Here is a 24,456-nt window from a genome sequence, read left to right as displayed (position 1 = left end):
CGAGGGGCACCGCCATTGACCCTGGAGGGCAGGCGGGGCGGCCGACATGGCCGCCCCGCATCAACGCATCAGAACCTGTAACCGACCCTGAACTGGATACGGCGCGGCAGCGTCAGCGTGCTCGTGCCGATCCGTGCCGGCTCGAGCGGATCGGTCACCTGACCGGTCGCGGGGTCGATCGTGTTGTTGAACGACGCGTCGAACCCCTCGAAGTTCTTGTTGTTGAAGGCGTTGAGCAGATCGACCGCAGCCTCGAACTGATCCTCCTTGCCGAGCACGCTGAAGCGCTTGGCGAGCGTCAGGTTGACCTCGCAATAGGCGAACACGCCCTTGATGCAGTTCTTCCGCGGATACCGCGCGGTGAAGCGGTTGAAGCCCGAATCGGCGCCGTTGGTGGCGTCGGTGACCTGGAAGGCCTGGCCGCTGCCCAGCGTGTTCAACATCGAGAACTGGAAACCGAGCGGCAGGTCGACCATGCCCGAGATCACGACCCGGTGTCGCTCGTCGCCCGCACGCGGGCGCCAGCCATAGGCGTCCGGGGTGATCGCATCGAGGCTGAACAGGTCGCCGCCATTCTGCTCGCCCTTCGAGAAGGTGTAGGCGACGTTCAGGCCCCAGCCCGACGACTTGGTGTAGTTCTTGTCGAGCGTGAAATAGATCGCCTTGTACCGCGTATCGAGCCCGTCGAGGCCGACGATCGCGTTCGCATAGCCGAATTGTTGCAGCGGCGCGGTGTCGCAGCAGCCACCGAGCCCGTTCAGGGTCCGCGTCGCGAAGATGTTGGTGTAGCCGTTGCGCCCGCGGATATAGGATGCGGTCAGCGCGGCCTGGAAGATGCCGACCTTCTGGCGGATGCCGATGCTGGCCTGGTCGTTGACCGGCGGGCGGGCGTCGTTCTTCACCGCGAACAGTTCCGGCAGCCCTTGCGTCGAGGTCGCGGCGAGCTGCAACAGCCCATCGCGAGTCAGATACCCGGCGTTCCAGGGGACGGTCGGCAGCCCCTCGCGCGGCGTCCCGTTCGCCGAGAAGCGGAACACGCCGATCGGGTTGATCGTGCGGCTGAGTTCGTCGACCGTGTTGTTGAAGTTGTTGCGATCGTAATAGCGCCCGATTCCGCCGAAGATGACCGTCGTCTGGTCGTCCTTCAGATCGTACGAAAACCCGAACCGGGGCGCGATTGCGCCAGCGAACGGGCTGCGGTTGCTGCCGTCGGTGATGTAGTTTTCCGGATCGAAATACGACGTCGTGGGCAGCGCGCGCAGCGCCGCGGCGGCGTTGGCGGGCGTGCGATATTCGTTGTTGAAGCCGTTGGTTTCGTAATCCCAGCGGACGCCGACGTTCAGCTGGAGCTTGCTCGTCACGTCCCAATCGTCCTGCGCATACAGCCCGATCTGCGTGTTCGAGGCGAGGATCCGGCCGCTGCCAAGACCAAGACGCGCTTCGGCAGGGAATGCGAAGGTCAGGCCGTTCTGCGGCTCGCGCCGATAGGTGTAGCGTGGCTGGATGAACGACTGGTTGTCGAACTCGATATCGGTGATCTCGACGCGCGCACCCACCTTGAACGAATGGTTCTGCAGGCCGGTGTAGGTGACGTCGTCGCGCAGCGTGTAGCCCTGCTGGATCTCGCGACGGGTCGAATCCTTCCCGCCGAAGATGATCACGCCGTCATAGTCGTAGGTCGGCAGATCGGGGTTGAGCGACGTCGGATTGAACTTGTAGCTGAGATAGTTGGCGTTGAACTCGTTGATGAAGTTGCTGCCGGTATAGGTCCATTTGTACAGATACGTGTCGACGACGTTGATCTTGTTCTCGGCGTTTTCGTACGACACGTTGCCGCCGAAATTCTGGATGTCGGTTTCCTGGCGGCGGCTGAACGACAGGTCCATCACCTGGTTGCTGTCAGGCGTCAGGGTCAACTTGCCGAAGTAGAAGTCGCCCCGGAACGGGCTGACGAACGCACCCTCGAAGTCGCTCAGGCGGCGCCCCGAATTGGCCTCGAAGTCGGCGACCGCCGCGGTCGATCCGGTGCTGTCGACGTTGAATGCGCGGTCCTGGTCGTTGCCTTCGTACGTCGCGAAGAAGAACAGCTTGTCCTTGATGATCGGGCCGCCGAGCGACACGCCGTATTGCTTGCGCTTGAACGCGGGTTCGGGGCGGTTGTTGGTCTTGTCGAGGTACGACTTCTCGCTGAGGCTCTTGTCCGTGTATTGGCCGAACGCCTCGCCGTGGAACTCGTTCGTGCCGGACTTGGTGACGGCGGTGATGATCGCCGCGCCGGCCTGTTCGTACTCGGCCTTGTAGTTCTGCGTCAGGACGCGGAATTCCTGCACCGCCAGCTGGCCGAACGGGTTGCCGCGGCTGTTCTGCTGGCCGGCAACGCCGCCCTCGCGCAGCTTGTTCTTCAGGCTGACGCCGTCGATGAACACGTTGACCTGGCTGGCGGTCGACGCGCCCGACTGGAACCCCTTGTTGGTCTCGCTGTCGTTGTATTTCACGCCCGGCGCCAGCGCCGCGAACGACAGGAAATTGCGATCGGTCTGCGGCAGGTTGCGGATCTGCTGCTGGCTGACGTTGGTCGCGACTTCGCTGGTCCTGGTCTCGACCAGTCGCCCGCCGGTGACCACGATCTCCTGGCCATCGCCGGTGTCCGGAGCCGAACCGCCGGTCGTGGCGCCGGTTGCGTCGGTGTTCGCAGCCGAAGCAGCCGCCGCCGGTGCGAGCGTTGCGTCGAGCGTCGCGGACTGGCCGATCGAGACGATGATGCGCTGTACCGAGACGTCGCCATTCGTACCCGTGACGGTGATCGTGTACTGCGCCGGCCGCAGCCCGTTGAGGATATAACTCCCGTTCGCGGCCGTCACCGTGCGGAAGCTCTGGTTGGTTCCCCCGTTCACCGCCACGACCGTCGCGCCGGCCACCGCCGTGCCCGCCGCATCGCGCACCTGCCCACGGATCGCGGCGGTCGTCGTCTGCGCGGTCGCCGCCGTCGTCAGGCCTGCGGTCGATCCGAGAATCGTCGTCGTCACCAGCGCAGCGCGCAGCGCCGCGACCATCATGGTCTTCATCTCGAATAGTCCCCTGCGTTGAAACGCGGATTGGCATGTGGCTTGGGCGCAATCGTGTGGGGCGTGCCGACACGTCGTGCCGCGCCATCCGATGCTGCTCGCGACGGTCGCGACCCCATGCCCTCATCCTCTCCACTGGCCGCTCCCGATGGATACAGCCCCGGCGGCACGCATGTTTGCATGGCTGCCGGGACGGTCGCCTTACGCCCGGTTCCCGATCTCTGCCAATGCCTTGCCCGCTCCGGGGGTGGATTCGGCGACAGTCCGTGTCATTATCGCCACAATCTATGTTTTGCCGAACCGTGTTCGACAGTGAAGAGGCCGTGATGATTGAGGATGCACTGGATTTTTCCGGCGTGGATGTTGCCCGCAACGGCCATGTGGCGATCGTCACGTTCGCAAGGCCGCAGCACAACTTCGCCGACCTCGCGCTGATCGAGTCGATCGGCGCCGCCTTTGCGGCGGCTGATGCCGACCGCGACGTACGCGCGATCGTACTGCAATCCGAGGGACGCGTGTTCTGCGCGGGCGCGGACCTGGTCAACGCCAACCCGGTTGCGGCGGAACGTCCCGAAGGCGAGCGCAATCCGTTCTACGTGGCTGCCGCCAAGCTGTTCGCGGTCGAGACACCGGTGGTCGCCGCGATCCAGGGCGCGGCGGTAGGGGCGGGGCTGGGCCTCGCGCTGGTCGCGGACTTCCGTGTCGCATCGCCCGAGGCGAAGTTCGTCGCCAATTTCGTGCAGATCGGCTTCCACCCGGGCTTTGGCATTTCGGCGGTGCTGGAGCGCGTGATCGGGCGCCAGCGTGCGCTGCTGATGATCCTGACGGCGCGGCGTATTCGGGCCGAGCAGGCGGCGGACTGGGGCTTGGCGGATGCGATCGTGCGGGGCGATCGGTTGCGTGCCGAGGCGCTGTCGCTCGCGCAGGAGATCGCAGCAGGCGCGCCGCTGGCGGTCGCATCGACGCGCAAGACGATGCGCGGCGACCTGTCCGCGCTCGTCCAGGCGCAGACCGATCACGAACTCGCCGAACAGGCGTGGTTGCAGAAGACGAACGACTTCGCTGAGGGCGTCCGTGCGGTCAGCGAACGGCGGCCAGGGCAGTTCACGGGCACCTGATCGTTCCCCGAAGGCGAGGGCCCAGACTGGGCTCCCGCCTTCGCGGGAGAACAGGCTTGAAGCGCTACACGCCCTTATTTCATCAGCACGAGTTCCTCCGCCATCGTCGGATGCAGCGCGACCGTCGCGTCGAAATCGGCCTTGGTCAGCCCGGCCTTTACCGCCACCGCAGCGGATTGCAGGATCTCCGGGCAGTCCGGCCCGATCATGTGGATGCCGACGACGCGATCGGTCTCGCCGTCGCAGATCATCTTGTACAGCGACCGCTCGTTGCGGCCGGCCAGCACGTTCTTCATCGGGCGGAAGTCGGACGTGTAGACCTTCACCGAGCCAAGCGCCTCCTTGGCCTGCAACTCGGTCATGCCAACCCCGGCCATCGGCGGATGGCTGAACACCGCCGCGGGCACGTTGGCATAATCGACCCGCGTCGGCTTGCCGCCGAAGAAGGTGTCCGCGAACGCCTGCCCCTCGCGGATCGCGACCGGTGTGAGTTGGATCCGATTGGTGACGTCGCCGACCGCGAAGATGCTGCCGCAACTCGACCGGTTGTCCTCGTCGACGATCACGGCGCCCGCCGCATCCATCGTCACGCCGGCGGTTTCGAGGCCCAGGCCCTTGGTATTGGGCAAGCGGCCGGTCGCGAACATCACGAGGTCGACGGTGATCGGCTCATGCCCGCTCATGCTGACCTTGAGGCAGCCGTTCTCGTCCTTCTCGATGCGTTCGAACGCGGCGTTGAAGCGGAAATCGATGCCCTTGCTCATCGAGATCTGGAGCAGGCGGTCGCGGATCGACTCGTCATAGCCACGCAGGATCACGTCGGTGCGGTTGACCAGCGTGACGTGCGATCCGAACTGGTGGAAAATCCCGGCGAACTCGTTGGCGATGTAGCCCGCGCCCGCGATCAGCACACGCTTCGGCACGTCGTCGAGGTGGAAGACCTCGTTCGAGGTGATGCCGTGCTCCGCGCCGGGGAAATCGGGCACCAGCGGATGCGCGCCGACCGCGATCAGGATCTTCGCGGCGGTCTTCACGCTGCCGTCGGCTAGCGTGACTTCGTTCGGGCCGGAGACGATCGCGCGCTGGTGGATGATGTCGACATGGTTGTTCTGGAGCGTGGTCGTGTAGGCGCCATTGATCCGGTCGACCTCCTCCATCACGTTGTCGCGCAGCGTCGGCCAGCTGAACGCGCAGTCGTCGGGCACCTGCCAGCCGAACCGCTTGGCGTCCTTCAGATCTTCGGCAAAATGCGCGCCGTAGATCAGCAGCTTCTTCGGCACGCAGCCGCGGATGACGCAGGTGCCGCCGACCCGGTATTCCTCGGCAACCGCGACGCGGGCACCGTGCGCAGCGGCAACGCGCGATGCCCGCGTGCCGCCCGAGCCGGCGCCGATGACGAAGAGGTCGTAGTCATATTGGGGGTCGGTCACAGGCAGTCCTTGTACGTCGCGTGCATCGAAGCAGCTTTGCATGCCATCTGGGGCAGGGGGGATGCGCGGACAACCCCAGCCCGGCGATCACGCTGACCGGCTTTGCGCATCGGCATCGCATCGATCGTCGCTTCCAGCGCGGCTGCGGAGAAGGGCCTCGCGCTACGCAGTTTCTCGCCGCCATCCTTGCCGATCAGGATCGCTGTGAAGGCGGCGGGAAGGCGGTATTTGCGGCGAACCTGCGCGGCACTGTCGGCGGCACCGCGAACCTGATCGCCTACGACTTCGACGATCGTAAGATCGCGCGCGTCAGCCTTGGTTTTCCAATCTGCGAGGATGCGCCGTTGCGCGGCGAGCGACGCGTCTGACGCGTCTTCGGCAGATGACGCCGCAACGATCAAAACGCGCCGTTCCCACTCCATCTGCGCGATGGTCGGGGAGGCTGCGAGCGCGACGGCAAGGAGTATGGGCATGCGGGAATAACGCAGGAGGCAGGCTTGCGCTCCCCCCACCCCACCACCCCGGCGAAGGCCGGGGCCCAATTAGAAAGGTGGTCGCTTATCGAACCGAGGTCCGCCCAATTGGACCCCGGCCTTCGCCGGGGTGGTGCAGCTTCTGGACACGGGTGAGTGATTGAAAAGGGGAGGACGTCCTCCAACACCTCACCCAAACGCGCGCTTGATCAAATCATCCGTCGAAGGATCGAACGTCTGTCCGCCCTTCTCCGCCGCCTTCGCCATTTCCTTCCCCAACTCGACCCCGAACTGGTCGAACGAGTTGATCCCCAACAGCACCCCGTTCACGAACACCCGGTGCTCGTAGAACGCGATGAGCGCACCCAAAGTCCGCGCATCCAGATCATCCAGCAGCAACGTCGAAGACGGCCGATCACCCGAATAGCTCCGCGCCGGATCCTCGACCTGCTTGCCCGCCATCAGCGCAGCCCCCTGCGCAAACGCATTCAGCAACAGCGCCCGGTGATGTTCCTCGGGCAGCGTATCGCCCGGCTCGATCACCGCGATGAACTCGACCGGCACGAGATGCGTGCCCTGGTGGAGCAACTGGAACACCGCATGCTGCGCCTCGGTGCCGACGCCACCCCAGGTAATCGCCGCCGACGGACGCCCGAGCGGCTGCCCGTCGACCGTCACCGATTTGCCGTTCGACTCCATCTCCAACTGCTGGAGATAGCTCGGCAGCAACCGCAACCGCTCGTCATACGCGAACGGCGCGCGCGTCTCGGCATGGCGGATCTGCGTGTAATACAGGTCGGCGAACGCCGCGAGCGCCGGCGCGTTCTCATGCATAGCCGAAAGCCGGAAATGCCGGTCCATCTCGGCCGCCCCCTCGAGCAGTTCCTCGAACCGGTCCCACCCCAACGCGATCGCCGCCGGAAACCCGATCGTCGACCACAGCGAATACCGCCCACCGACGCTCTCCGCGAACGGCAGGATGCGCGTCTCGTCGACGCCCCATTCCATCGCCTTCTCAGGGGACGCGGTCAGCGCGATCACCCGGCCATACGGGTCCTCGACATTATGCTCGGTCATCCACTGCAGGACGCTTTCGGCGTTCATCAGCGTCTCGGTCGTGGTAAACGTCTTCGACGCGACCACCAGCAACGTCGCCGCCGGATCGAACTTCGCGAACACGTCCTCCAGCGCGACGCCGTCGACATTGGCGACGATCGCCACGTCGTAGCGCTTATCGTCACGCCCCAGCGCATCGACCAGCAACTGCGGCCCCAGCGCCGATCCACCGATCCCGACGTGCAGGATATGCCGCACCGGACCTAGCGCCTCGGCCTCGATCGCATCGATCAGCGTCCGCATCCGCTGGTGGCTGGCCTGCGCGATCGCGACGCTCTCGGGCTTGCCTTCGCCGCGCTCGGCGGTGTGCTCGACCGCGCGGCCCTCGGTGACGTTGACGACCTCGCCCGAGAACAGCGCCTGGCGCTTGCCCGACAGGTCCTGCGCCTTCGCCATCTCTTCGAAAGCAGCGACCATGTCCGTCGTCAGATGCGTCTTCGACCAGTCGAAGTGAATCCCCGCGACGTCGAGGCTCAGCTTCGAGAGTCGCTCCGAGTCCGCTGCGAACAGGTCGGTCAGCTTGGTGGCGGGCAGGGCTTCGATCTTGGACCAGTCGGCGGTCATGCTACTTCTCCGAATAGACGTGCGCGCCGGTCATGCTGCAAGCGCGAGACCGCGACAACGTTCTTTCGGTGACACGTATCCCGCACACGCTTGACGATAGGCGCGGTCTGCGCAAACCCGCGCACATGGCAAATGACGTGAAGACCAAACCCAAGCGCTCTGAGACGAGCGAAACGTTCCGCTTCCTGCTGAAGCTCGCGCTGGTCGTGCTGATCCTGCGCAGCTTCATCTTCGCGCCGTTCAGCATCCCGTCCGAATCGATGCTCCCCCGGTTGCTGATCGGCGACTATCTCTTCGTCTCGAAGTGGAATTACGGCTATTCGCGCTGGTCACTGCCTGCCGGCATCCCGCTGATCCCCGGCCGCATCTTCGGCAGCACGCCGACCCGCGGCGACGTCGTCGTCTTCCGCGCACCCGAAGTGCTCGACCACGACGTCATCAAGCGCGTCATCGGTCTCCCCGGCGAGACCGTCCAGATGCGTCAGGGCACCGTCTACCTCAACGGCAAGGCGATCCCTAAGCTGCGCATCGCCGACTTCACGATCCCGCTGACCGCCAATTTCAACGCCGAGAAATGCGGCGCGCCCTTCGTCGACGTGGTGAATAACGTCCAGATCTGCCGTTACCCCCGCTTCCGCGAAACGCTTCCCGGCGGCCGCAGCTACGAAGTCCTCGACCAGGCCGAACTCCCCGATCGCGACGACACCGGGCTCTACACGATCCCCGCCGGCCACATCTTCGTGATGGGCGACAACCGCGACGACAGCGGCGACAGCCGTTTCCCCGCGCCGCAGGGCATGGGCTACGTCCCGCTCGAAAACGTCGAAGGCAAGGCGGTCGTCAACTTCTTCTCGACCGACGGCGACGCCGAATGGCTGAAGCCCTGGACCTGGGTCAGCGCTGCCCGCTGGAGCCGTATCGGGGAAGGCTTTTGAGCGACCTCGCCGGCTGGCTGAAGACGCTCTTCGGCCGCGTTCCAACCGACCTCGCCCCCTACGAACGTGCGCTGACCCACGGTAGCCAGGCCGCCGCGAACTACGAACGGCTCGAGTTCCTGGGCGACCGCGTCCTCGGCCTGATCATCGCCGAGTGGCTCTACGAACTGTTCGCCACCGACCCCGAAGGCTCGCTGTCGAAGCGCCTCAACGCGCTCGTCACCGGCCCCGTCTGTGCCGACGTCGCCCGCGAACTCGGCGTCCGCGCGCATCTGAAACTCGGCAAGCAGGCCCGCGACGACGGCGCCAGCGACAGCGATAACGTGCTCGGCGACGTGATGGAGGCACTGATCGGCGCGTGGTACCGCGAAGCCGGCCTCGACGCAGCCCGCGCCTTCGTCCGCGGCGCATGGGGAGACCGCGTCCAAGCCGGCGCAAAAGCCCCGCAACACCCCAAGTCCGCGCTCCAGGAATGGGCCGCCGCGCACAACCGCAAGCCCCCCGAATACACCATCGTCGAACGCACCGGCCCCGGCCACGCCCCTAAATTCACGATGCTGGTCTCGGTCGGTAAGCTTGCCGAAGCCACCGCGACGGGCTCCAGCAAACAGGAAGCCGAGACCGCCGCGGCCAAAGCGCTTCTGGAGAAGCTGAGCTAAAAAGGATTTTTTTCGCGCAGAGGCGCAGAGAGCGCGGAGATGGTGCGATCGGGGCAAGGTCGTGCCCGGCAAGCCACCGAGATATTCGGCGGCGTGTGATAGCAGCGGACACGCGCCTCATTCGCACCATCTCCGCGTCCTCTGCGCCTCTGCGCGAACCAACTGCCTTCCTAAAACTGCGCACGGCGCGGCGACAGTGCCGTAGTTTGGCGGGAATGACGCGAGGACGTTTTGTCTGTATGACCGACCTCGAATATCCCGATGCCGAAAAGAGCCTAAGTGACCGAACTTACCACGCCTGAAATCTCCGCCCCCAAGCATTGCGGCCTAGTCGCCATCGTCGGCGCGCCGAACGCGGGCAAGTCGACGCTCGTCAACGCGCTCGTCGGCCAGAAGGTCGCGATCGTCAGCCCCAAGGCACAGACGACGCGCGCAAAACTGATGGGCGTCGCGATCGAGGGCGACACGCAGATCCTGCTCGTCGACACCCCTGGCATCTTCGAGCCCAAGCGCCGCTTCGATCGCGCGATGGTCGCCGCCGCCTGGGGTGGCGCGGAGGGCTCCGACATCATCGCGCTGGTGGTCGACGCCAAGGGCGGCATCGGCGGCAAGGTCACGACGATCGTCGAGTCGCTGGTCGGCCGCACCGAGCCGATCTGGCTGATCCTCAACAAGGTCGATCTCGCCGACAAGACCAAGCTGCTGATCCACGCCGAGAAACTCAACGCGCTGCTTCCGTTCGCCGAAACGTTCTTCATCAGCGCCGGCACCGGCGACGGCCTCGCACACTTCAAGACGCAGCTCGCCAAGGCGATGCCCGAAGGCCCGTGGCACTATCCCGAAGACCAGGTCTCCGACTCGACCGAGCGCGCACTAGCATCCGAAGTCACGCGCGAGCAGCTCTACCTCCAGCTCCACGCCGAACTGCCCTATGCGAGCACGATCGAGACCGAGCAGTATATCGAACGCCAGGATGGCTCGCTGGAAATCCACCAGCAAATCCTCGTCGAACGCCCCACCCAGCGCGCGATCGTGCTCGGCAAGGGCGGCGTCCGCATCAAGGAAATCGGAGCCCGCTCCCGCATCGAACTCGCCTCGATCACCGGCAAGCCCGTTCACCTATACCTGCACGTTAAAGTGAAGCCCGGCTGGGACGAAGACCGCGAAGTCTACCGCGACATGGGCCTCGACTGGGTCGACTGACCCTCACTCAAGAAACTGTTTCCCCGCGAAGGCGGGGACCCAGACTGGACTCCCGCCTTCGCGGGAGAACAAATCTTCCGTCGTCCACGAAGGGCACTGAGGTCCCCAATCCATCACCACCCCGGCGAAGGCCGGGGCCCAACTGGGGGACGTCTGTAACGGCGGGCAGTGCGTAGTTACTGTGACCTCTCCAATTGACCCCGGCCTTCGCCGGGGGGGATCAAAACTCGTCAGTCCAACACCTCTTCCACCCAGGCAGGCACCAACACCCCCGCCGCACCGATCCGCGTCTTTTCGAAGAACACGCTCCCCATCGACGGATCGAGGTTCAACTCCAGCGTCCGCGCCCCATGATACGCCGCGGTCTGCACGAACCCCGCCGCCGGATACACCGCGCCCGACGTGCCGATCGAAACGAACAGATCGGCCTTCGCCAATGCGGCCTCGATCCGCTCCATCTGGTACGGCATCTCCCCAAAGAACACGATGTCCGGCCGCAACGCCGCCGCCCCGCACGCGCCACACACCGACCCCTCCGGCAACGCCCCCGTCCAAGGCTCACGCGCCCCACAAACGGCACACAAGGCCGACAACAACTCGCCATGCATATGCAGCATCCGCGTCGCCCCCGCCCGCTCGTGCAGATCGTCGACATTCTGCGAGACGATCAGCAGCTCGCCGTCCCAAGCCGCATCCAGCCGCGCCAGCGCGTGGTGTGCGGCGTTGGGCTCGACCGTCGCCAGAGCCGTGCGCCGCAGATCGTAGAACAGGTGCACCAGTTCCGGATCCCCCGCGAGCGCCTCGGGCGTACAGACATCCTCGACACGGTGCCCCTCCCACAAGCCACCCGGCCCGCGAAACGTCGCGATCCCGCTTTCCGCTGAAATGCCCGCCCCGGTCAGAACGACGATATTTCTGATATCCCCCATCGCCACGATCTACGCCGTGCGCTGTGGCCCGGATAGTGGCTGTTACGTCGACATCGCGCCCATCGGTGTACCGGATAGCGCGATGCGCCCGGTTGCCGTCTTGCAGCGTTGAGCTACACCGACCAAGCCACCTTGGCCGCTGAAAACCCGATCGCCGAGGCCATTGTGGCATCGCGCGCTTCGATACTCGAAGGATTCGATGCGATGTTGACGAAGAAACTGGTGCTGCTGAGCGGCGTGGTCGCGGTCCTTGCAGGTTGTGGTCAGACGACATCGACGGACTCGAACACCTCGACCGCAAACATCGCCATGGGCAACACCAGCGCCGCAGCGAGTGCGACCCCGGCGGTCAATCGCGTCCGCGGCGTCATCACCGCGATCGGCACCGACGCGCTGACCGTCCAGACCTATGATGGCAAGTCTGCCACCGTGCCGCTCGACGCCAACACCAAGTTCGCCTGGGTGGTGAAGTCGGACCTGTCGACGCTCAAGGACGGCGACTTCATCGGCACGGCGACGACCGGTCCCGATGACGCCCTGCGCGCGGTCGAACTGGTCATCTTCCCGGAGGCGATGCGCGGCACCGGCGAGGGGCATTATCCCTGGGACGTCCCCGGCGCGGTCGCGGCTGCAGGCGGCGGCACGAACGGGTCCAGCGCCATGACCAACGGCACCGTCGACGGGCAGAGCGCGATGACCAACGGTACGGTCGATGGCCAAAGCGCGATGACCAACGGCACGGTCTCGCAGCAGAGCGGCATGACGAATGGCACCGTTACCGGCGGCGCAGGCAAGCCCGGCGAGACCAAGCTGAGCATCTCGTACAAGGGCGGCAAGGCACAGGTCGTCGTTCCCGTCGGCACGCCGATCGTCCGGTTCGAGCCAGCCGAGCGCACGGTCCTCGCCAAGGGCCAAAAGCTGTTCGCGATCGTCACGACCGACTCCAAGGGCGCCAAGTCGGTCGCCGTCGGCAAGGACGGCCTGACGCCGCCGATGTAGTCTCACTAATATCTTGAGATAACTAGGAAAGGTCGGGGTGGCGCTAAGGCCATTCCGGCCTTTTTCGTTTGGTGGCATCGGATACGTGAGAGCACGTTCGTGTGACCTTATCGTAACCGTTGGCCGGTTGTGCCCGGACCACGGGCACGACCCCGTCTTCAAAAATCATACGATCGCCGTTAAGACGCTTGCAAACCTGTATCCGTAAAGGCGCTGCATGACCGTCATCACCGAAGCCGACCTGATCGAAAGCGTCGCCGACGCACTCCAGTTCATCAGTTACTACCACCCGATGGACTATATCCGCGCGCTGGGCGTCGCGTACGAGGCCGAGCAGAGCCCCGCCGCCAAGGACGCGATTGCGCAGATCCTCACCAACAGCCGGATGTGCGCCGAGGGCCACCGCCCGATCTGCCAGGATACCGGCATCGTCACGATCTTCGTCAAATGGGGCCAGGATTGCCGCCTCGAGTCGACCCGCTCGCTGCAGGAGGTCGTCGATGAAGGCGTGCGGAAAGCGTATCTCAACCCCGAGAACAAGCTGCGTGCGTCGATCCTCGCCGATCCCGCCTTCACGCGCCGCAACACCAAGGACAACACGCCGAGCGTGATGCATGTCGAGATGGTGCCGGGCAACACCGTCTCGGTCGACGTCGCGGCGAAGGGCGGCGGCAGCGAGAACAAGTCAAAGTTCAAGATGATGAACCCGAGCGATTCGATCGTCGACTGGGTGCTCGAGATGATCCCGCAGATGGGCGCCGGCTGGTGCCCGCCCGGTATGCTCGGCATCGGCATCGGCGGCACCGCGGAAAAGTCGATGATCCTTGCCAAGCAATCGCTGATGGGCTCGATCGACATGGCGCAACTGAAGGCGCGCGGCCCCAGGAACGACATCGAGGCGCTGCGGATCGAGATCTACGACAAGGTCAACGCGCTCGGTATCGGCGCGCAGGGGCTGGGCGGACTTTCGACCATCCTCGACGTCAAGATCTTCGACTGGCCGACGCACGCCGCGTCGAAGCCGGTGGCGATGATCCCGAACTGCGCCGCCACGCGCCACGCGCATTTCGTGCTCGACGGCTCGGGTCCGGTGTATCTGGAAGCGCCGAAGCTGGAGGAATGGCCGGATGTGAACTGGACGCCCGACAAGGCCGCGATCCGCGTCGATCTCGACACGCTGACGCCGGACGTCGTGCAGACCTGGAAGCATGGCGACCGCCTGCTGCTCAACGGCAAGATGCTGACCGGGCGCGACGCGGCGCACAAGCGGATTAAGGACATGCTCGATGCGGGCGAGCCGCTGCCGGTCGATTTCAAGGGGCGCGTGATCTATTATGTCGGTCCGGTCGATCCGGTCGGCGAGGAAGTCGTCGGACCTGCGGGGCCGACCACCGCGACGCGGATGGACAAGTTCACCCGGATGATGCTCGACCAGGGCCTGCTGGCGATGGTCGGCAAGGCCGAGCGTGGCGCCGACGCGACCAAGGCGATCGCGGAGGCCAAGTCGGCCTATCTGATGGCGGTTGGCGGGGCTGCGTATCTCGTCGCGCGCGCGATCAAGGGCTCGAAGGTCGTCGGGTTCGCCGATCTCGGCATGGAGGCTATCTACGAGTTCGAGGTCAGCGACTTCCCCGTCACCGTTGCGGTCGACTCCGCAGGCGAGAACGTTCACCAGCTCGCGCCGCTCGTCTGGCGCGAGAAGATCGCCCGCGAGGGATTGTTGACGCCGGCCTGATCTGGAACGGGTCGGGGGGCTGTACCGTTGGACATGGGAAACACAGGAGTTCTTCATGTCCAACCTGCTCTCGTCGAAGTTCGGCACCGCCCTGATCGCCATCGCCTGCCTGTCGTCGGGTGCTTCCGCGCAAACGACTACGACAGCGCCGGCGACACGTTCGGGAGGCCTTGGTGGTTTGCTCGGCAGCGCGATCCCGAGCGTCGGGTCGATCGGTGCGGGCAACGCGGCTGGGCTGCTCGGCTATTGCCTCAAGAACAAGCTGCTCGGGCAGGGTAGCGCGCTCGACGCGCTGACGGGCGGGCAGGCAACCGCCCCGCAAGCGGCCGCACCCGCTCCGACTGGCGCACAGTCGATCCTCCAGCGCCTGACCGGTCGCCAAGGCGTGACGACCTCGCCGGGCTACGCGGCGGGGCAGGCGGGGCAGATCCAGACGCCTAACGGGCAGGGCCTATCGCTGGGTAATCTTGGCGGACTGGTAAAGACGCGCGTGTGCAGCGTCGTGCTCAACCGTGCGAAGTCGTTCCTTTAAGGTGGTCTGATGCAAGGACAGACCCTGTCTTGCTCGCGCGAAGTGGGCGGCGGCGTCGATACGCGCCTACTTCAAATGAAAAGAGGCCACCGGATCGTCTCCCGACGATCCGGTGGCCTCCAGACATGGTCAGCGGCCGGAGAGCTCCAGCCCGGAGGACCATGCGTACCGCCTATCCTATGGACCACGTGTTGACTGGGAGAGGATACTCCCCACGCGGACCGGCGGACTTAGCGGTGCGTCCCCCGAACGAACCGAACCGAACTCACTGCTGAACCATGAGACATCGGATCACCTCCTTTCGCTTGTTGAAACAACGCGGCCAAGCCTGACCGCAACGCCAATGTGTGCCGGACGCGGCCACGATACAAGCCTTGTTTTACAGAAGTTTTCGACTGATCTTCTGCGGCCTTCGGTTGGTCGAAATCAGCCGCGACAATCCTCGGTGACGCGCTCGATTTCAGCCCAGGCCGGCACCACCAGGGGTGCCAGTCCGGCCTGTTGAACGACGAACCGCCCGCGGCTGAAACCCATCGCCTCGAGCAGCGGATCGTTCGGCGTCAGCGCGGCGGCGACATAGGGCGGCGTCCCGCCGGTCGGCTGGACGGGAAGGGCGCGCGTGACGCTGGACGTGCGGATCGTCAGCGGCGTTGGCGCGCTGCCGGCGCGAGACAGGTAGATTTGTCGCGCGGCAGTATCGCACCTGAGCGTCAGCGAGGCGTCGGCATTGGCTGGGCCGAACAGCGCGATCGAACCGCGCGCATCGCGGCGATACACCCAGGTTCCCGGCGAATAGGGCCAGTCGCGCCAGTCCGCCGCGATCGGGGCGGGCCGGGGCGCCGGCGCCGCCACGGGGGGCGCGGCACGCGGTGGCGGCGGCTCGGCACGCGGCGGCGCGACGCACCCTGCGATCAGCGCAAGGGCAGCGAGGCTGGCGGACCGAGCAAGCGTGGCGGGGCCGAGGAGCGATCGCAAACCGGCGGGGGAGGGGGGCAAAGCGCGCATCGCACCGCTATGCGGCACGTCCGGCAACGGCTCAACCCGCGACGAACCATGAGCCATGGGAACCGGCGCGCGTTGCTACCGGTTCAGCGACGGAAGAATTTGGAGAAGAGACATGTCCGATACCGCCGCCACCCCGACCCAGTTGCTCGTCCAGGCGAACATTTCCGGCACAATGAAGGTCGAAAGCCGCGATGGCGATAACGTCGGTTCGGTCCACGCGTTCATGGTCCACAAAGGCACCGGCCGCGTCACCCACGCCGTGCTCAGTCTCGGCGGCTTCCTTGGCATGGGCAAGAGCTTCTATCCGCTGCCGTTCGCCCTCCTCCAGTTCGACGCGGTCCGCGACCTCTACGTCGTCACGATCGACAAGCGCGTCCTCGAAGGCGGCCCGAGCTGGGCGAACAACGCACCGGTCTTCGACCAGGCATACGCGGACCGCGTCGCGAGCTATTACGGGTCGAGCAGCGAAGACCTCGTCGTCGGCTAAGCACACTTTGACCGGTGCGGGTGAGTTGCCCGCACCGGTGACGTCCGCGATCACCGCGATCGCGATCCCCCCATGCGCATTTTCTGGCTCTTGCCGTAACGCGTTTTCCGCGTGCCGGGCTTGCCCTCGTTAGACCGTCCCATGACCGGCGCCTTCTGCTGGTCGACCGGCAGGCCCAGTTCCTCGTTCTCCAGCTGCCGAATTTCGTCGCGCAAACGCCCGGCAGTCTCGAACTCAAGATCGCTCGCCGCCTTGCGCATCTGCTTCTCGAGATCCTCGATATACGCGCGCAGGTTGTGGCCGACCATGTGCGGACGGTCCTCGTCGATCGGGATCGTGACCTGATCCTGGCTCGCGACGTGCGCGATGATGTCACCAATGTTGCGGCGGATCGTCGTCGGAGTGATGCCGTGTTCGGTGTTGTACGCGACCTGCTTCTCGCGACGGCGCGAGGTCTCGTTCATCGCGCGCTCCATCGATCCGGTGACGCGGTCGGCATACAGGATCACGCGGCCGTCGACGTTGCGCGCCGCGCGGCCGATCGTCTGGATCAGCGACGTTTCGGAGCGCAGGAAGCCCTCCTTGTCCGCGTCGAGGATCGCGACCAGCCCGCATTCGGGTATGTCGAGCCCCTCGCGCAACAGGTTGATGCCGATCAGGACGTCGTACACGCCGAGCCGCAGGTCGCGGATCAGTTCGATGCGTTCCAGCGTCTCGACGTCGCTATGCATGTAGCGGACCTTGATCCCCGCCTCGTGCATGTACTCGGTCAGATCCTCCGCCATCCGCTTGGTCAGCGTGGTGACGAGCGTGCGGTAGCCGAGCGCGGTGGTCTTGCCGACTTCGACGATCAGGTCCTGGACCTGTTCCTCGACCGGCTTGATCTCGACGGGGGGATCGATCAGCCCGGTGGGGCGGATGACCTGTTCGGCGAACACGCCGCCGGTCTGCTCCATCTCCCAGCTGCCCGGAGTCGCCGAGACATAGGTTGTCGGCGGGCGCATCGCGTCCCATTCGTTGAAGCGCAGCGGGCGGTTGTCGATCGCCGACGGCAGGCGGAAGCCGTATTCGGCGAGCGTCAGCTTCCGCCGGTGATCGCCGCGCGACATGCCGTTGATCTGGCCGATCGTGACATGGCTCTCGTCGACGAACAGCAGCGCGTTGTCGGGCAGATATTCGAACAACGTGGGCGGCGGTTCGCCCGGCATGCGCCCGGTGAGGAAGCGGCTGTAATTCTCGATCCCCGCGCAGGAGCCGGTCGCCGCGATCATCTCCAGGTCGAAGTTGGTGCGTTGCTCCAGTCGCTGCGCCTCCAGCAGCTTGCCCTCCAGCACCAGCTCCTTCAGCCGCTCAGCCAGCTCGTGCTTGATCGCCTCGCCCGCCTGCTTGAGCGTCGGGCCGGGCGTCACGTAATGCGAGTTCGCATAGACGCGCACCGAGTTCAGCGACGCGACCTTCTTGCCGGTCAGCGGATCGAACTCGATGATCTCCTCGATATCGTCGCCGAAGAACGAGATGCGCCAAGCGCTGTCCTCGTAATGCGACGGGAAGATCTCGAGCGTATCGCCCTTTACGCGGAAATTGCCGCGCTGGAACGCCGCGTCGTTGCGTTTGTACTGGAGCGCGACGAGTTTCCGCACGATCTCGCGCTGATCGACCGTCGTGCCCTTTTTGAGGTCGAAGATCATCGCGGAATACGTCTCGACCGAACCGATGCCGTACAGGCACGACACCGACGCGACGATGATCACGTCGTCGCGTTCGAGCAGCGCGCGAGTCGCGGAATGCCGCATCCGGTCGATCGACTCGTTGGTCGACGATTCCTTCTCGATGTACGTGTCGGAGCGCGCGACATACGCTTCGGGCTGGTAGTAATCGTAATAGCTGACGAAATATTCGACCGCGTTGTCGGGGAAGAACGACTTCATCTCGCCGTAGAGCTGTGCGGCCAGGATCTTGTTCGGCGCGAGGATCAGCGCGGGGCGCTGGACGCGGTTGATGACGCTGGCCATCGTGAAGGTCTTGCCCGAGCCGGTGACGCCGAGCAGCACCTGGTCCTTCTCGCCGTCGCCGATCGCGGAGACGAGTTCGGCGATCGCGGTGGGCTGGTCGCCCGCGGGTTCGTATTCGCTGACGAGGTTGAACCGCTTGCCGCCCTCGACCTTGTCGGGACGCGCGGTCGGGCGGTGCGGCACGAAGGTGTCGCCGGTTTCGGGCTCGGCGAGGCTGGTGCGGATCTGAATGGCCATCGAGGGGGAATATGGGGAACATACGGTGAGTCGGCAACGGCCCCGGGACCTGTTTGGCCGATGCCAAGTTTAGCTGTTGTTGACCCGTCCGGCTCACGCCCATAATGCGACCGTTTCGCAAGCCATCGATCCGCCAGCGCCCGCGCGTAGGCCAAGGAATAGACGCATGACCGCCCCGACCGTCGAAGCAACCCGCGCTCCCGCGCTGATCCTCGAGACCCCCGCGTTCCTCAACGCCAAGGTACTGTGGGTGCGTCACTGGAACGAACATCTGTTCAGCTTCGCGATCGAGCGGCCGGCGAGCTTCCGCTTCCGCTCGGGCGAGTTCGTGATGATCGGCCTGCCGCAGGAAGGCGGCAAGCCGATCATGCGCGCCTATTCGATCGCGTCGCCGCATTATTCGGAGGAACTGGAGTTCCTGTCGATTAAGGTCGAGGACGGCCCGCTGACCTCGAAGCTCCAGCTGATCCAGCCGGGCGACGAACTGTATCTCGGCAAGAAGCCGACGGGTACATTGGTGCTCGACGCGCTGCTGCCCGGGAAGCGGTTGTTCATGTTTTCGACCGGCACCGGCCTCGCGCCGTTCCTCAGCCTGATGCGCGATCCCGACGTGTATGCAGCGTACGAGCAGATCATCGTCGTGCACAGCGTGCGCCGCGTGAGCGACCTCGCCTATCATGACGAGATGGTCGGCCTGCTGGCGGAGGATCCGCTGATCGCGGAGGAGGCACAGACGCAGTTCCACTACATCCCGACCGTGACGCGCGAGCCGTTCCGCACCACGCGGCGGATTGGCGCGCTGATCGAGGATGCGTCGCTGTTCGGCCATCCGGTGCGCGGCGAGCAGAAGCTCAACCCCGAGACCGATCGAGCGATGCTGTGCGGCTCGACCGAAATGATCAAGGAATTCGCGGTAATGCTCGAAGCTAACGGCTTCGACGAGGGCTCGAATGCGAAGCCGGGTACTTTCGTGATCGAGCGCGCCTTCGTCGGCTGAACCGCGACATCTGCTGTTCCCCCACGAAAGCGGGGGAAACAGTCCCGCACGCTCCCGGCGTTCGCCGCTACTGAGTCCCTGACCCCCGCCTTCGCGGGGTTGCAGCAAGGCTGATTGTTTCTCTCGCTCAATCCGCCGATACCCTCTCCACCAAAATAGGAGAGACCCATAATCGGTTACGCGACGCTCGGCAGCAACGACATCGACACCGCGCTCGACTTCTACGACGCACTGTTCGCGACCGTCGGCGGCAAGCGGCTCATGCAGGTGCCCGACGAACGCCAGCTGACCTTCTACGGTGCAGGCGCCGACAAGCCGATGCTGGTGATCGGCCGGCCGTATGACGGTGCTGCGGCGACCGCCGGCAACGGCACGATGGTCGCACTGGCGGCAGATTCGCGTGAGCAAGTCGATCAGATCTACGCCAAGGCGATCGAACTCGGCGGCGCGGACGAGGGTGGCCCGGGCTCGCGCGGCCCCGAGGAGATGGGCTTTTACGGCGCGTATTTCCGCGATCCGGACGGCAACAAGCTTTGCGCGTTCAAGATGGGCTGAACGCTCTCCGGTTCGACATCATTCTCAGCCAATCGAGAATGACGTCGTCGCCGCTCAGGCCGCGCGTTTCGCGAAATTCCACTGCCACAGCATCAGCAGCGGCACGACGATCGTCTCCATGCCCAGCCCGAGCACATGGCCCTGTGACGGCACGCCCACCGTGAGCAACGAGATCCCACGCGACAGGCCGCCGACGAAGATCAGTCCGCCGAGCAACCGAAATCGTGGACCTTTGCGTTCGATAGCCGGAATGCAGCTGACAAAGCCCAGTCCGGTCGCGAAGAAGATACCCGAGATATACCGGAAATGGCTGTCCAGATCGCGGGGCACGTCGGCCAGATGCCCGAACGGCGCCGGCCCGTGCAGAACGCCCTGGCCGCCGACGATCAGCGGCAGGAGGCATGCCGCAGCGATGACGATCTGCAATATGCGTTTCTCGATCACGACAGGTCCTTCAGCAATTCCGGGCGAATGCGGAACGCGCGCAGCGAAATCCGTACCTCGACGATGAACGATACGAGCGCGGCGATCAGCAGGATCATCGCAAGGATGAAGCACAACGCGACCGCAGTGCCGAAATGCAGCTTCGCCAGTTCGGCGATGAACAGCAACGCGATCAGCACGCAGGTCATGATCGCGCTCGATACCGCAAGGAACAGCGCGGCATTGATGATTGTCATCCGCCGATCGAGCAGCCGCAGCTCCCAGACATAGCGATGATGGTCGGGCCCGGTGATGCTCCCGTGGAGCAATTCCAGTTTGCGCGCACGATCGATCACACGGGACAGGCGTCCCGCAAGTACGTTGAGCAACTGGCCGATACCGGCCAGCATGAACACCGGCGCGAGCGAAAGCTGGATCGTCTGAGCGATCGTCGAGATGGCGGGGATCGTCGGCATCGTGACACCATGGTGGGGAACGCCCGTGATGGGAAGAACGTGACGCCATGAAAAATGGTCCGATTTTGCCGGTCCGGTTGGAAAGGGCATGTAATCGTAAGGTTCCGCGCAGTATCGGGGGGCATGTCCAAGCCGATGCTCCTGGCCGATTTCGTCCGCCTTCCTCCCGCCGTGCGCGGCGAGATCGTCGAAGGGCTGGCCGCCGCGATCGACACGGTGGCCGACCGCGGGCCGCAAAGTCACCGGTTCCTGCGCTTCGGCTGGTACGCGGCGGCGCTCGCCGCGTATGGTGGCCAGGCGCGGACGTTGGTCGTCGAGGAGGACGACGCTCCGGTGCTGACGCTGCCGTTCGTCCCTCTCGGTCCGCGCGCTCTGGGCATGGCGGCGATCCCAGGCTGCTACTGGCCGTTCCGCAGTTTCGGCCTGGCGCTGGGGGCGAGCGACGCCAGTCTGAAAGCCGCGCTGTCGACTTTGGCGGGGCAGCTCGGCGGCCTGCGGGTCGGTCCGGTGTATGACAATGATGCTGCCGCCACGGCGCTGATCGCGGCGGCGCGCGCGAACGGCTGGACCGCGATCGACCGGCGGATCGGTGACAGCTGGTCGCTCGAGATGCAGCCGATCGTCGGGGGCCAGCCCTGGCCGCGCAACTCGACGCTGCGCAAGAATCGCTTCCACGAAAAGCATCTGGCCGAGCACGGCATGCCCGAGTGGCGGTTTCTCTCGGCGGCGGACTGGCCCGCGGCGTTCGCGGATCTCGGCGCGGTCGAGCAGGTGAGCTGGATCGCGCACGATACCGATCGATCAGGCATGAAGTTCACGTCCGACGGCCATCTCGCCTTCTGGCAGGCGGCGGTCGCTGACCCGGTGCTCGCCGAGATGTTTCGCGCGGCGCTGCTGACGATCGACGGCGCCCCGGCGGCGTTCTCGTTCGATATCGATACCGGCGAACTGCTGTACGCGATCGCCAACAGCTATGACCCGCGCTTCGCCAAGCATTCGCCGGGCAAGCTGCTCTACTGGCGCAATCTGGTCGCCGCGCTTGGCCGTGGTATTCGTCGTGTGGACTGGGGCGCGGGCGACAGCGGCTACAAGCAGGTGATCGGCGCGCAGGTCGACGCGCCGATCCGCGACTGGATCCTGCTCAGGCCGGGCGCGCCCGCGCTGGCCGGGCGCCTATTCGGCTGGATCTGGCGGCGCAGCGGCCATCGTCAGCCCCGCAGATAGCGCGCCGCGGGTGTCAGACCCGAATATACCTAAAATACCAGACCTCGTGGCCCTGCCGCCGCGCCTTGCGTTCGTACCGAGTCTCGGGCCAGTCGTCGGGGCGCGTCAGGAAGTCGTGGGGGGTTTGTGCCTGCCATTCGAAATCGCGGCGCGCGTTCATGATCATCATCGACCAGCGGCAATAGGTCGGATCGTCGGTGCCGAGCCGGAATTCCGCGCCGGGCTTTAGCTTGGCGGCGATCGTGTCGAGCGGGCCGTGATTGACCATGCGGCGCTTGGCGTGGCGCGCCTTCCGCCACGGATCGGGATGCAGCAGGTACAACCGGTCGAGGCTTGCGTCGGGCAGCCGCTCGATCACCTCCAGCGCATCGCCCATGTGCAGCCGCACGTTGGTCAGCTCGCCGTCGCGGATATGCGCCAGCGCGCCGACGACGCCGTTGAGGAACGGCTCGCAGCCGATGAAGCCGACGTCGGGGTTCATCGCGGCCTGTCCCGCCAGATGCTCGCCCGCGCCGAAGCCGATCTCCACGTGCAGCGGGCGGTTGTCGCCGAACAGCGTCATCGCATCGATCGGGCCCTCTTCGGGCACCGACAGATCGGCAAGCGTTTCCTCGACGAGCGCGGCTTGGCCGAGGCGCAGCTTGTGGCCCTGGCGACGGCCATAGAGGCGGCGGATAACAGAAGGATCGTTCATCGCCGCGTGCCCTAGCGGTGTGGGGCGCCGGAGCAAAGTCCCCCGCGAGCCGTTGCATGTCCGTAATGGCCGAACAAAACCCCTCCGCATCGCCCGATCCCGCCGGATCCGAGGACGACGTCGACGCGCTGAAAGCCGCCGATGCCAAGGATCTCCACCAGGCCGTCCGCGAGGAGGGCGAGGACGAACTCGACCGGCCGATCTCGTCGTTGTTCTTCTCCGGCCTCGCGGCGGGCATGGCGATCGCCAGTTCGCTGATCGCCGAAGGTGCGCTCCACGCGGCGCTGCCCGATACGCCGTGGCGATCGACCGTCGTATCGCTCGGCTACCCGATCGGGTTTCTCGTCGTGATCCTCGGGCGGATGCAGTTGTTCACCGAGAGCACGATCACCGCGATGCTGCCGCTGGTGACCAAGCCGTCGGGCTGGGCATTGCGACGGACCTTGCGGCTCTGGAGCGTCGTGCTGGGCGCCAACCTGATCGGTACGGCGCTGGCCGGCGGCATGATCGCGGCGGGCCTGCTCGGCGGCAACGCGCTTCGCACCGCGATGATCGAGGTGTCGATGGGCATAACCGAACTTTCGGCCGCGGCGACGTTCGTCAATGCGGTCCCGGCCGGGTTCATGATCGCGATCCTCGCCTGGTCGCTGCCGAACGCGCGCGAACAGTCGTTCCTCGTGATCTTCGCGATCACCTACGTCGTCGCGATCGGCGCATTCAGCCACTCGATCGTTGGATCCGTGGAGGCGTGGCTGCTGCTGTTTTCGGGGAAGGTCGGCGTCGGTGAGGCGCTGGGTGGCCTGATGCTGCCGGCGATTCTCGGCAACTTGCTGGGTGGTGCGGGGTTGTTCGCGCTGCTGGCGCATGCACAGGTGCGCGGCGAGATGACCGGGCGGGAGAAGACTTGATGGGCGAGATCGAACAGGCGGCAAAGTCCGTCGAGAAGGCGGATCGCGCCGTGACGCACAAGGCTGCCGCGCACCGCGACCAGCCGATCGTCAAGGCGACCGGTTTCCTGGCCGAGATCGGCGACCAGCCGCAACTCGTCGCGACGTCGCTAGGGACGGTCGTGATCGGGCTCGTCGCGCGTCGTCCCGACATGATCCGCGGCGGGGTGCGAATGTTCGCGGCGCACGCAGCGGCCACCTTCGTTAAGTCGGCGATCAAGGCTTCGATCGATCGCACGCGTCCCGAAAAGGCGATCGAGGACGGCAAGGCGCGGTTCGAACCCGGTGACAGCGAAGATCACGAGCAGACCTCGTTCCCGTCCGGCCACACCGCCGGCGCGGTTGCGGTCGCGCGGGCGGCGTCGCGCGACATCGACGGGGCAGGGGCACCGGCCGCGCTGGTCACCGGCCTGGTCGCCGCGGCGCAACCGCTCAACGGCAAGCATTACCTCTCCGACCTCGTCGTCGGCGCGGCGGTCGGCTGGATCGCCGAGGCTCTGGTCAGCGCGGTGTTCGACCGGGTTGCGCCGGTGATCGAAAACGCCGCGGTGGAGACACTGCCTCTGCACGACGCGCCGGCTACCGCCTGATTACGCCGGATTTTTTCGTGCGACGCGGCTGCGCATGGAACCGTTACGAGC

23 protein-coding genes are annotated in these 24,456 nt (G+C 65.4%); 13 read left to right on the top strand and 10 right to left on the bottom strand.

The genetic code is table 11. From position 1 onward, the window contains the following. Positions 1-68 precede the first annotated feature (68 nt). Entirely contained in the window at positions 69-3,065 is a 2,997-nt protein-coding gene (locus tag AC3D24_RS10600) for a TonB-dependent receptor (protein WP_489030458.1), read from the bottom strand. A gap of 326 nt (positions 3,066-3,391) precedes the next feature. On the opposite strand from AC3D24_RS10600, the gene AC3D24_RS10595 reads away from it, so the two are divergent. Then, positions 3,392-4,183 (top strand): enoyl-CoA hydratase/isomerase family protein, encoded by a 792-nt coding sequence (locus AC3D24_RS10595; RefSeq protein WP_489030456.1) that lies wholly within the window; start codon positions 3,392-3,394, stop codon positions 4,181-4,183. A 74-nt stretch (positions 4,184-4,257) separates the two neighbouring features. On the opposite strand, the gene gorA is transcribed toward AC3D24_RS10595, so the two are convergent. The 3 genes from gorA to pgi all read right to left on the bottom strand — a co-directional run bounded on the left by gorA (position 4,258) and on the right by pgi (position 7,766). Next, positions 4,258-5,655: a glutathione-disulfide reductase gene (gorA, locus tag AC3D24_RS10590; protein ID WP_489030454.1), complete on the bottom strand. Its 1,398-nt coding sequence runs from the start codon at positions 5,653-5,655 to the stop codon at positions 4,258-4,260. After that, positions 5,610-6,086: a DUF4174 domain-containing protein gene (locus AC3D24_RS10585; protein WP_489030452.1), complete on the bottom strand. Its 477-nt coding sequence runs from the start codon at positions 6,084-6,086 to the stop codon at positions 5,610-5,612. Before AC3D24_RS10585 ends, gorA begins: the two co-directional genes overlap by 46 nt. Positions 6,087-6,275: 189 nt before the next feature. Continuing rightward, positions 6,276-7,766: a glucose-6-phosphate isomerase gene (gene pgi / locus AC3D24_RS10580; protein WP_489030450.1), complete on the bottom strand. Its 1,491-nt coding sequence runs from the start codon at positions 7,764-7,766 to the stop codon at positions 6,276-6,278. Between the two features lie 125 nt (positions 7,767-7,891). Between pgi and lepB the strand changes: the two genes are divergently transcribed. The 3 genes from lepB to era all read left to right on the top strand — a co-directional run bounded on the left by lepB (position 7,892) and on the right by era (position 10,563). Next, positions 7,892-8,701 carry a signal peptidase I gene (lepB, locus tag AC3D24_RS10575; protein WP_489033125.1) on the top strand — a complete coding sequence of 270 codons (810 nt, stop codon included), beginning with the start codon at positions 7,892-7,894 and terminating at the stop codon, positions 8,699-8,701. Then, a complete protein-coding gene (rnc, locus tag AC3D24_RS10570) occupies positions 8,698-9,360 on the top strand; it encodes a ribonuclease III (protein WP_489030448.1) in 663 nt (220 codons plus the stop codon). Before lepB ends, rnc begins: the two co-directional genes overlap by 4 nt. A gap of 279 nt (positions 9,361-9,639) precedes the next feature. Continuing rightward, positions 9,640-10,563 (top strand): GTPase Era, encoded by a 924-nt coding sequence (gene era / locus AC3D24_RS10565; protein WP_489030446.1) that lies wholly within the window; start codon positions 9,640-9,642, stop codon positions 10,561-10,563. A 230-nt stretch (positions 10,564-10,793) separates the two neighbouring features. Here era and AC3D24_RS10560 read toward each other — a convergent pair whose 3' ends face one another. After that, positions 10,794-11,492: an NAD-dependent deacylase gene (locus AC3D24_RS10560; RefSeq protein WP_489030444.1), complete on the bottom strand. Its 699-nt coding sequence runs from the start codon at positions 11,490-11,492 to the stop codon at positions 10,794-10,796. A gap of 204 nt (positions 11,493-11,696) precedes the next feature. Here AC3D24_RS10560 and AC3D24_RS10555 point away from each other — a divergent pair, with 204 nt between their 5' ends. From AC3D24_RS10555 to AC3D24_RS10545, 3 genes are all read left to right on the top strand, one after another. Further along, the gene (locus AC3D24_RS10555) at positions 11,697-12,491 is read left to right on the top strand and encodes a hypothetical protein (protein ID WP_489030442.1); all 795 of its coding nucleotides are present in this window, start codon (positions 11,697-11,699) and stop codon (positions 12,489-12,491) included. A gap of 217 nt (positions 12,492-12,708) precedes the next feature. Beyond that, positions 12,709-14,226, top strand: a complete 1,518-nt coding sequence (locus AC3D24_RS10550) for a fumarate hydratase (protein ID WP_489030440.1) — start codon at positions 12,709-12,711, stop codon at positions 14,224-14,226. A gap of 55 nt (positions 14,227-14,281) precedes the next feature. Further along, positions 14,282-14,758 carry a DUF2501 domain-containing protein gene (locus AC3D24_RS10545; protein ID WP_489030438.1) on the top strand — a complete coding sequence of 159 codons (477 nt, stop codon included), beginning with the start codon at positions 14,282-14,284 and terminating at the stop codon, positions 14,756-14,758. 426 nt (positions 14,759-15,184) lie between these two features. On the opposite strand, the gene AC3D24_RS10540 is transcribed toward AC3D24_RS10545, so the two are convergent. Further along, positions 15,185-15,820, bottom strand: a complete 636-nt coding sequence (locus tag AC3D24_RS10540; RefSeq protein WP_489030436.1) for a hypothetical protein — start codon at positions 15,818-15,820, stop codon at positions 15,185-15,187. Between the two features lie 55 nt (positions 15,821-15,875). On the opposite strand from AC3D24_RS10540, the gene AC3D24_RS10535 reads away from it, so the two are divergent. Next, positions 15,876-16,250, top strand: coding sequence for a PRC-barrel domain-containing protein (locus AC3D24_RS10535; protein WP_380783702.1), 375 nt, complete (start codon positions 15,876-15,878; stop codon positions 16,248-16,250). 50 nt (positions 16,251-16,300) lie between these two features. On the opposite strand, the gene uvrB is transcribed toward AC3D24_RS10535, so the two are convergent. Continuing rightward, a complete protein-coding gene (gene uvrB, locus AC3D24_RS10530; RefSeq protein ID WP_332799199.1) occupies positions 16,301-18,499 on the bottom strand; it encodes an excinuclease ABC subunit UvrB in 2,199 nt (732 codons plus the stop codon). 166 nt (positions 18,500-18,665) lie between these two features. Between uvrB and AC3D24_RS10525 the strand changes: the two genes are divergently transcribed. After that, a complete protein-coding gene (locus tag AC3D24_RS10525) occupies positions 18,666-19,496 on the top strand; it encodes a ferredoxin--NADP reductase (protein ID WP_489030433.1) in 831 nt (276 codons plus the stop codon). 168 nt (positions 19,497-19,664) lie between these two features. Continuing rightward, positions 19,665-20,051, top strand: a complete 387-nt coding sequence (locus AC3D24_RS10520; RefSeq protein ID WP_489033124.1) for a VOC family protein — start codon at positions 19,665-19,667, stop codon at positions 20,049-20,051. 54 nt (positions 20,052-20,105) lie between these two features. Here AC3D24_RS10520 and AC3D24_RS10515 read toward each other — a convergent pair whose 3' ends face one another. After that, positions 20,106-20,495 (bottom strand): DUF4345 domain-containing protein, encoded by a 390-nt coding sequence (locus AC3D24_RS10515; protein ID WP_489030431.1) that lies wholly within the window; start codon positions 20,493-20,495, stop codon positions 20,106-20,108. Then, positions 20,492-20,950, bottom strand: a complete 459-nt coding sequence (locus AC3D24_RS10510; RefSeq protein ID WP_489030429.1) for a DUF2721 domain-containing protein — start codon at positions 20,948-20,950, stop codon at positions 20,492-20,494. Before AC3D24_RS10510 ends, AC3D24_RS10515 begins: the two co-directional genes overlap by 4 nt. A 123-nt stretch (positions 20,951-21,073) precedes the next feature. On the opposite strand from AC3D24_RS10510, the gene AC3D24_RS10505 reads away from it, so the two are divergent. Further along, positions 21,074-22,174: a GNAT family N-acetyltransferase gene (locus tag AC3D24_RS10505; RefSeq protein ID WP_489030427.1), complete on the top strand. Its 1,101-nt coding sequence runs from the start codon at positions 21,074-21,076 to the stop codon at positions 22,172-22,174. 13 nt (positions 22,175-22,187) lie between these two features. Here the strand turns inward: AC3D24_RS10505 and trmB are convergent, their stop codons facing one another. Beyond that, on the bottom strand, positions 22,188-22,868 hold the full coding sequence (gene trmB, locus AC3D24_RS10500) for a tRNA (guanosine(46)-N7)-methyltransferase TrmB (RefSeq protein ID WP_489030425.1): 681 nt from the start codon (positions 22,866-22,868) through the stop codon (positions 22,188-22,190). Between the two features lie 65 nt (positions 22,869-22,933). On the opposite strand from trmB, the gene AC3D24_RS10495 reads away from it, so the two are divergent. Both AC3D24_RS10495 and AC3D24_RS10490 read left to right on the top strand, forming a co-directional pair. Next, positions 22,934-23,776 (top strand): formate/nitrite transporter family protein, encoded by an 843-nt coding sequence (locus tag AC3D24_RS10495; protein WP_489030423.1) that lies wholly within the window; start codon positions 22,934-22,936, stop codon positions 23,774-23,776. Continuing rightward, on the top strand, positions 23,776-24,405 hold the full coding sequence (locus AC3D24_RS10490) for a phosphatase PAP2 family protein (protein WP_489030421.1): 630 nt from the start codon (positions 23,776-23,778) through the stop codon (positions 24,403-24,405). Before AC3D24_RS10495 ends, AC3D24_RS10490 begins: the two co-directional genes overlap by 1 nt. Positions 24,406-24,456: the final 51 nt, after the last annotated feature.

Source organism: Sphingomonas sp. SL1004 (assembly GCF_057815015.1).
This window is presented reverse-complemented; position numbering and strand designations above follow the sequence as displayed.

Coding starts and splice junctions, on each gene's coding strand:
- AC3D24_RS10600 (WP_489030458.1), bottom strand. CDS start 3,065: ATGAAGACCATGATGGTCGCGGCGCTGCGCGCTGCGCTGGTGACGACG.
- AC3D24_RS10595 (WP_489030456.1), top strand. CDS start 3,392: ATGATTGAGGATGCACTGGATTTTTCCGGCGTGGATGTTGCCCGCAAC.
- gorA (WP_489030454.1), bottom strand. CDS start 5,655: ATGCAAAGCTGCTTCGATGCACGCGACGTACAAGGACTGCCTGTGACC.
- AC3D24_RS10585 (WP_489030452.1), bottom strand. CDS start 6,086: ATGCCCATACTCCTTGCCGTCGCGCTCGCAGCCTCCCCGACCATCGCG.
- pgi (WP_489030450.1), bottom strand. CDS start 7,766: ATGACCGCCGACTGGTCCAAGATCGAAGCCCTGCCCGCCACCAAGCTG.
- lepB (WP_489033125.1), top strand. CDS start 7,892: ATGGCAAATGACGTGAAGACCAAACCCAAGCGCTCTGAGACGAGCGAA.
- AC3D24_RS10560 (WP_489030444.1), bottom strand. CDS start 11,492: ATGGGGGATATCAGAAATATCGTCGTTCTGACCGGGGCGGGCATTTCA.
- AC3D24_RS10555 (WP_489030442.1), top strand. CDS start 11,697: ATGTTGACGAAGAAACTGGTGCTGCTGAGCGGCGTGGTCGCGGTCCTT.
- AC3D24_RS10550 (WP_489030440.1), top strand. CDS start 12,709: ATGACCGTCATCACCGAAGCCGACCTGATCGAAAGCGTCGCCGACGCA.
- AC3D24_RS10545 (WP_489030438.1), top strand. CDS start 14,282: ATGTCCAACCTGCTCTCGTCGAAGTTCGGCACCGCCCTGATCGCCATC.
- AC3D24_RS10540 (WP_489030436.1), bottom strand. CDS start 15,820: ATGGCTCATGGTTCGTCGCGGGTTGAGCCGTTGCCGGACGTGCCGCAT.
- AC3D24_RS10535 (WP_380783702.1), top strand. CDS start 15,876: ATGTCCGATACCGCCGCCACCCCGACCCAGTTGCTCGTCCAGGCGAAC.
- uvrB (WP_332799199.1), bottom strand. CDS start 18,499: ATGGCCATTCAGATCCGCACCAGCCTCGCCGAGCCCGAAACCGGCGAC.
- AC3D24_RS10525 (WP_489030433.1), top strand. CDS start 18,666: ATGACCGCCCCGACCGTCGAAGCAACCCGCGCTCCCGCGCTGATCCTC.
- AC3D24_RS10510 (WP_489030429.1), bottom strand. CDS start 20,950: ATGCCGACGATCCCCGCCATCTCGACGATCGCTCAGACGATCCAGCTT.
- AC3D24_RS10505 (WP_489030427.1), top strand. CDS start 21,074: ATGTCCAAGCCGATGCTCCTGGCCGATTTCGTCCGCCTTCCTCCCGCC.
- trmB (WP_489030425.1), bottom strand. CDS start 22,868: ATGAACGATCCTTCTGTTATCCGCCGCCTCTATGGCCGTCGCCAGGGC.
- AC3D24_RS10495 (WP_489030423.1), top strand. CDS start 22,934: ATGGCCGAACAAAACCCCTCCGCATCGCCCGATCCCGCCGGATCCGAG.
- AC3D24_RS10490 (WP_489030421.1), top strand. CDS start 23,776: ATGGGCGAGATCGAACAGGCGGCAAAGTCCGTCGAGAAGGCGGATCGC.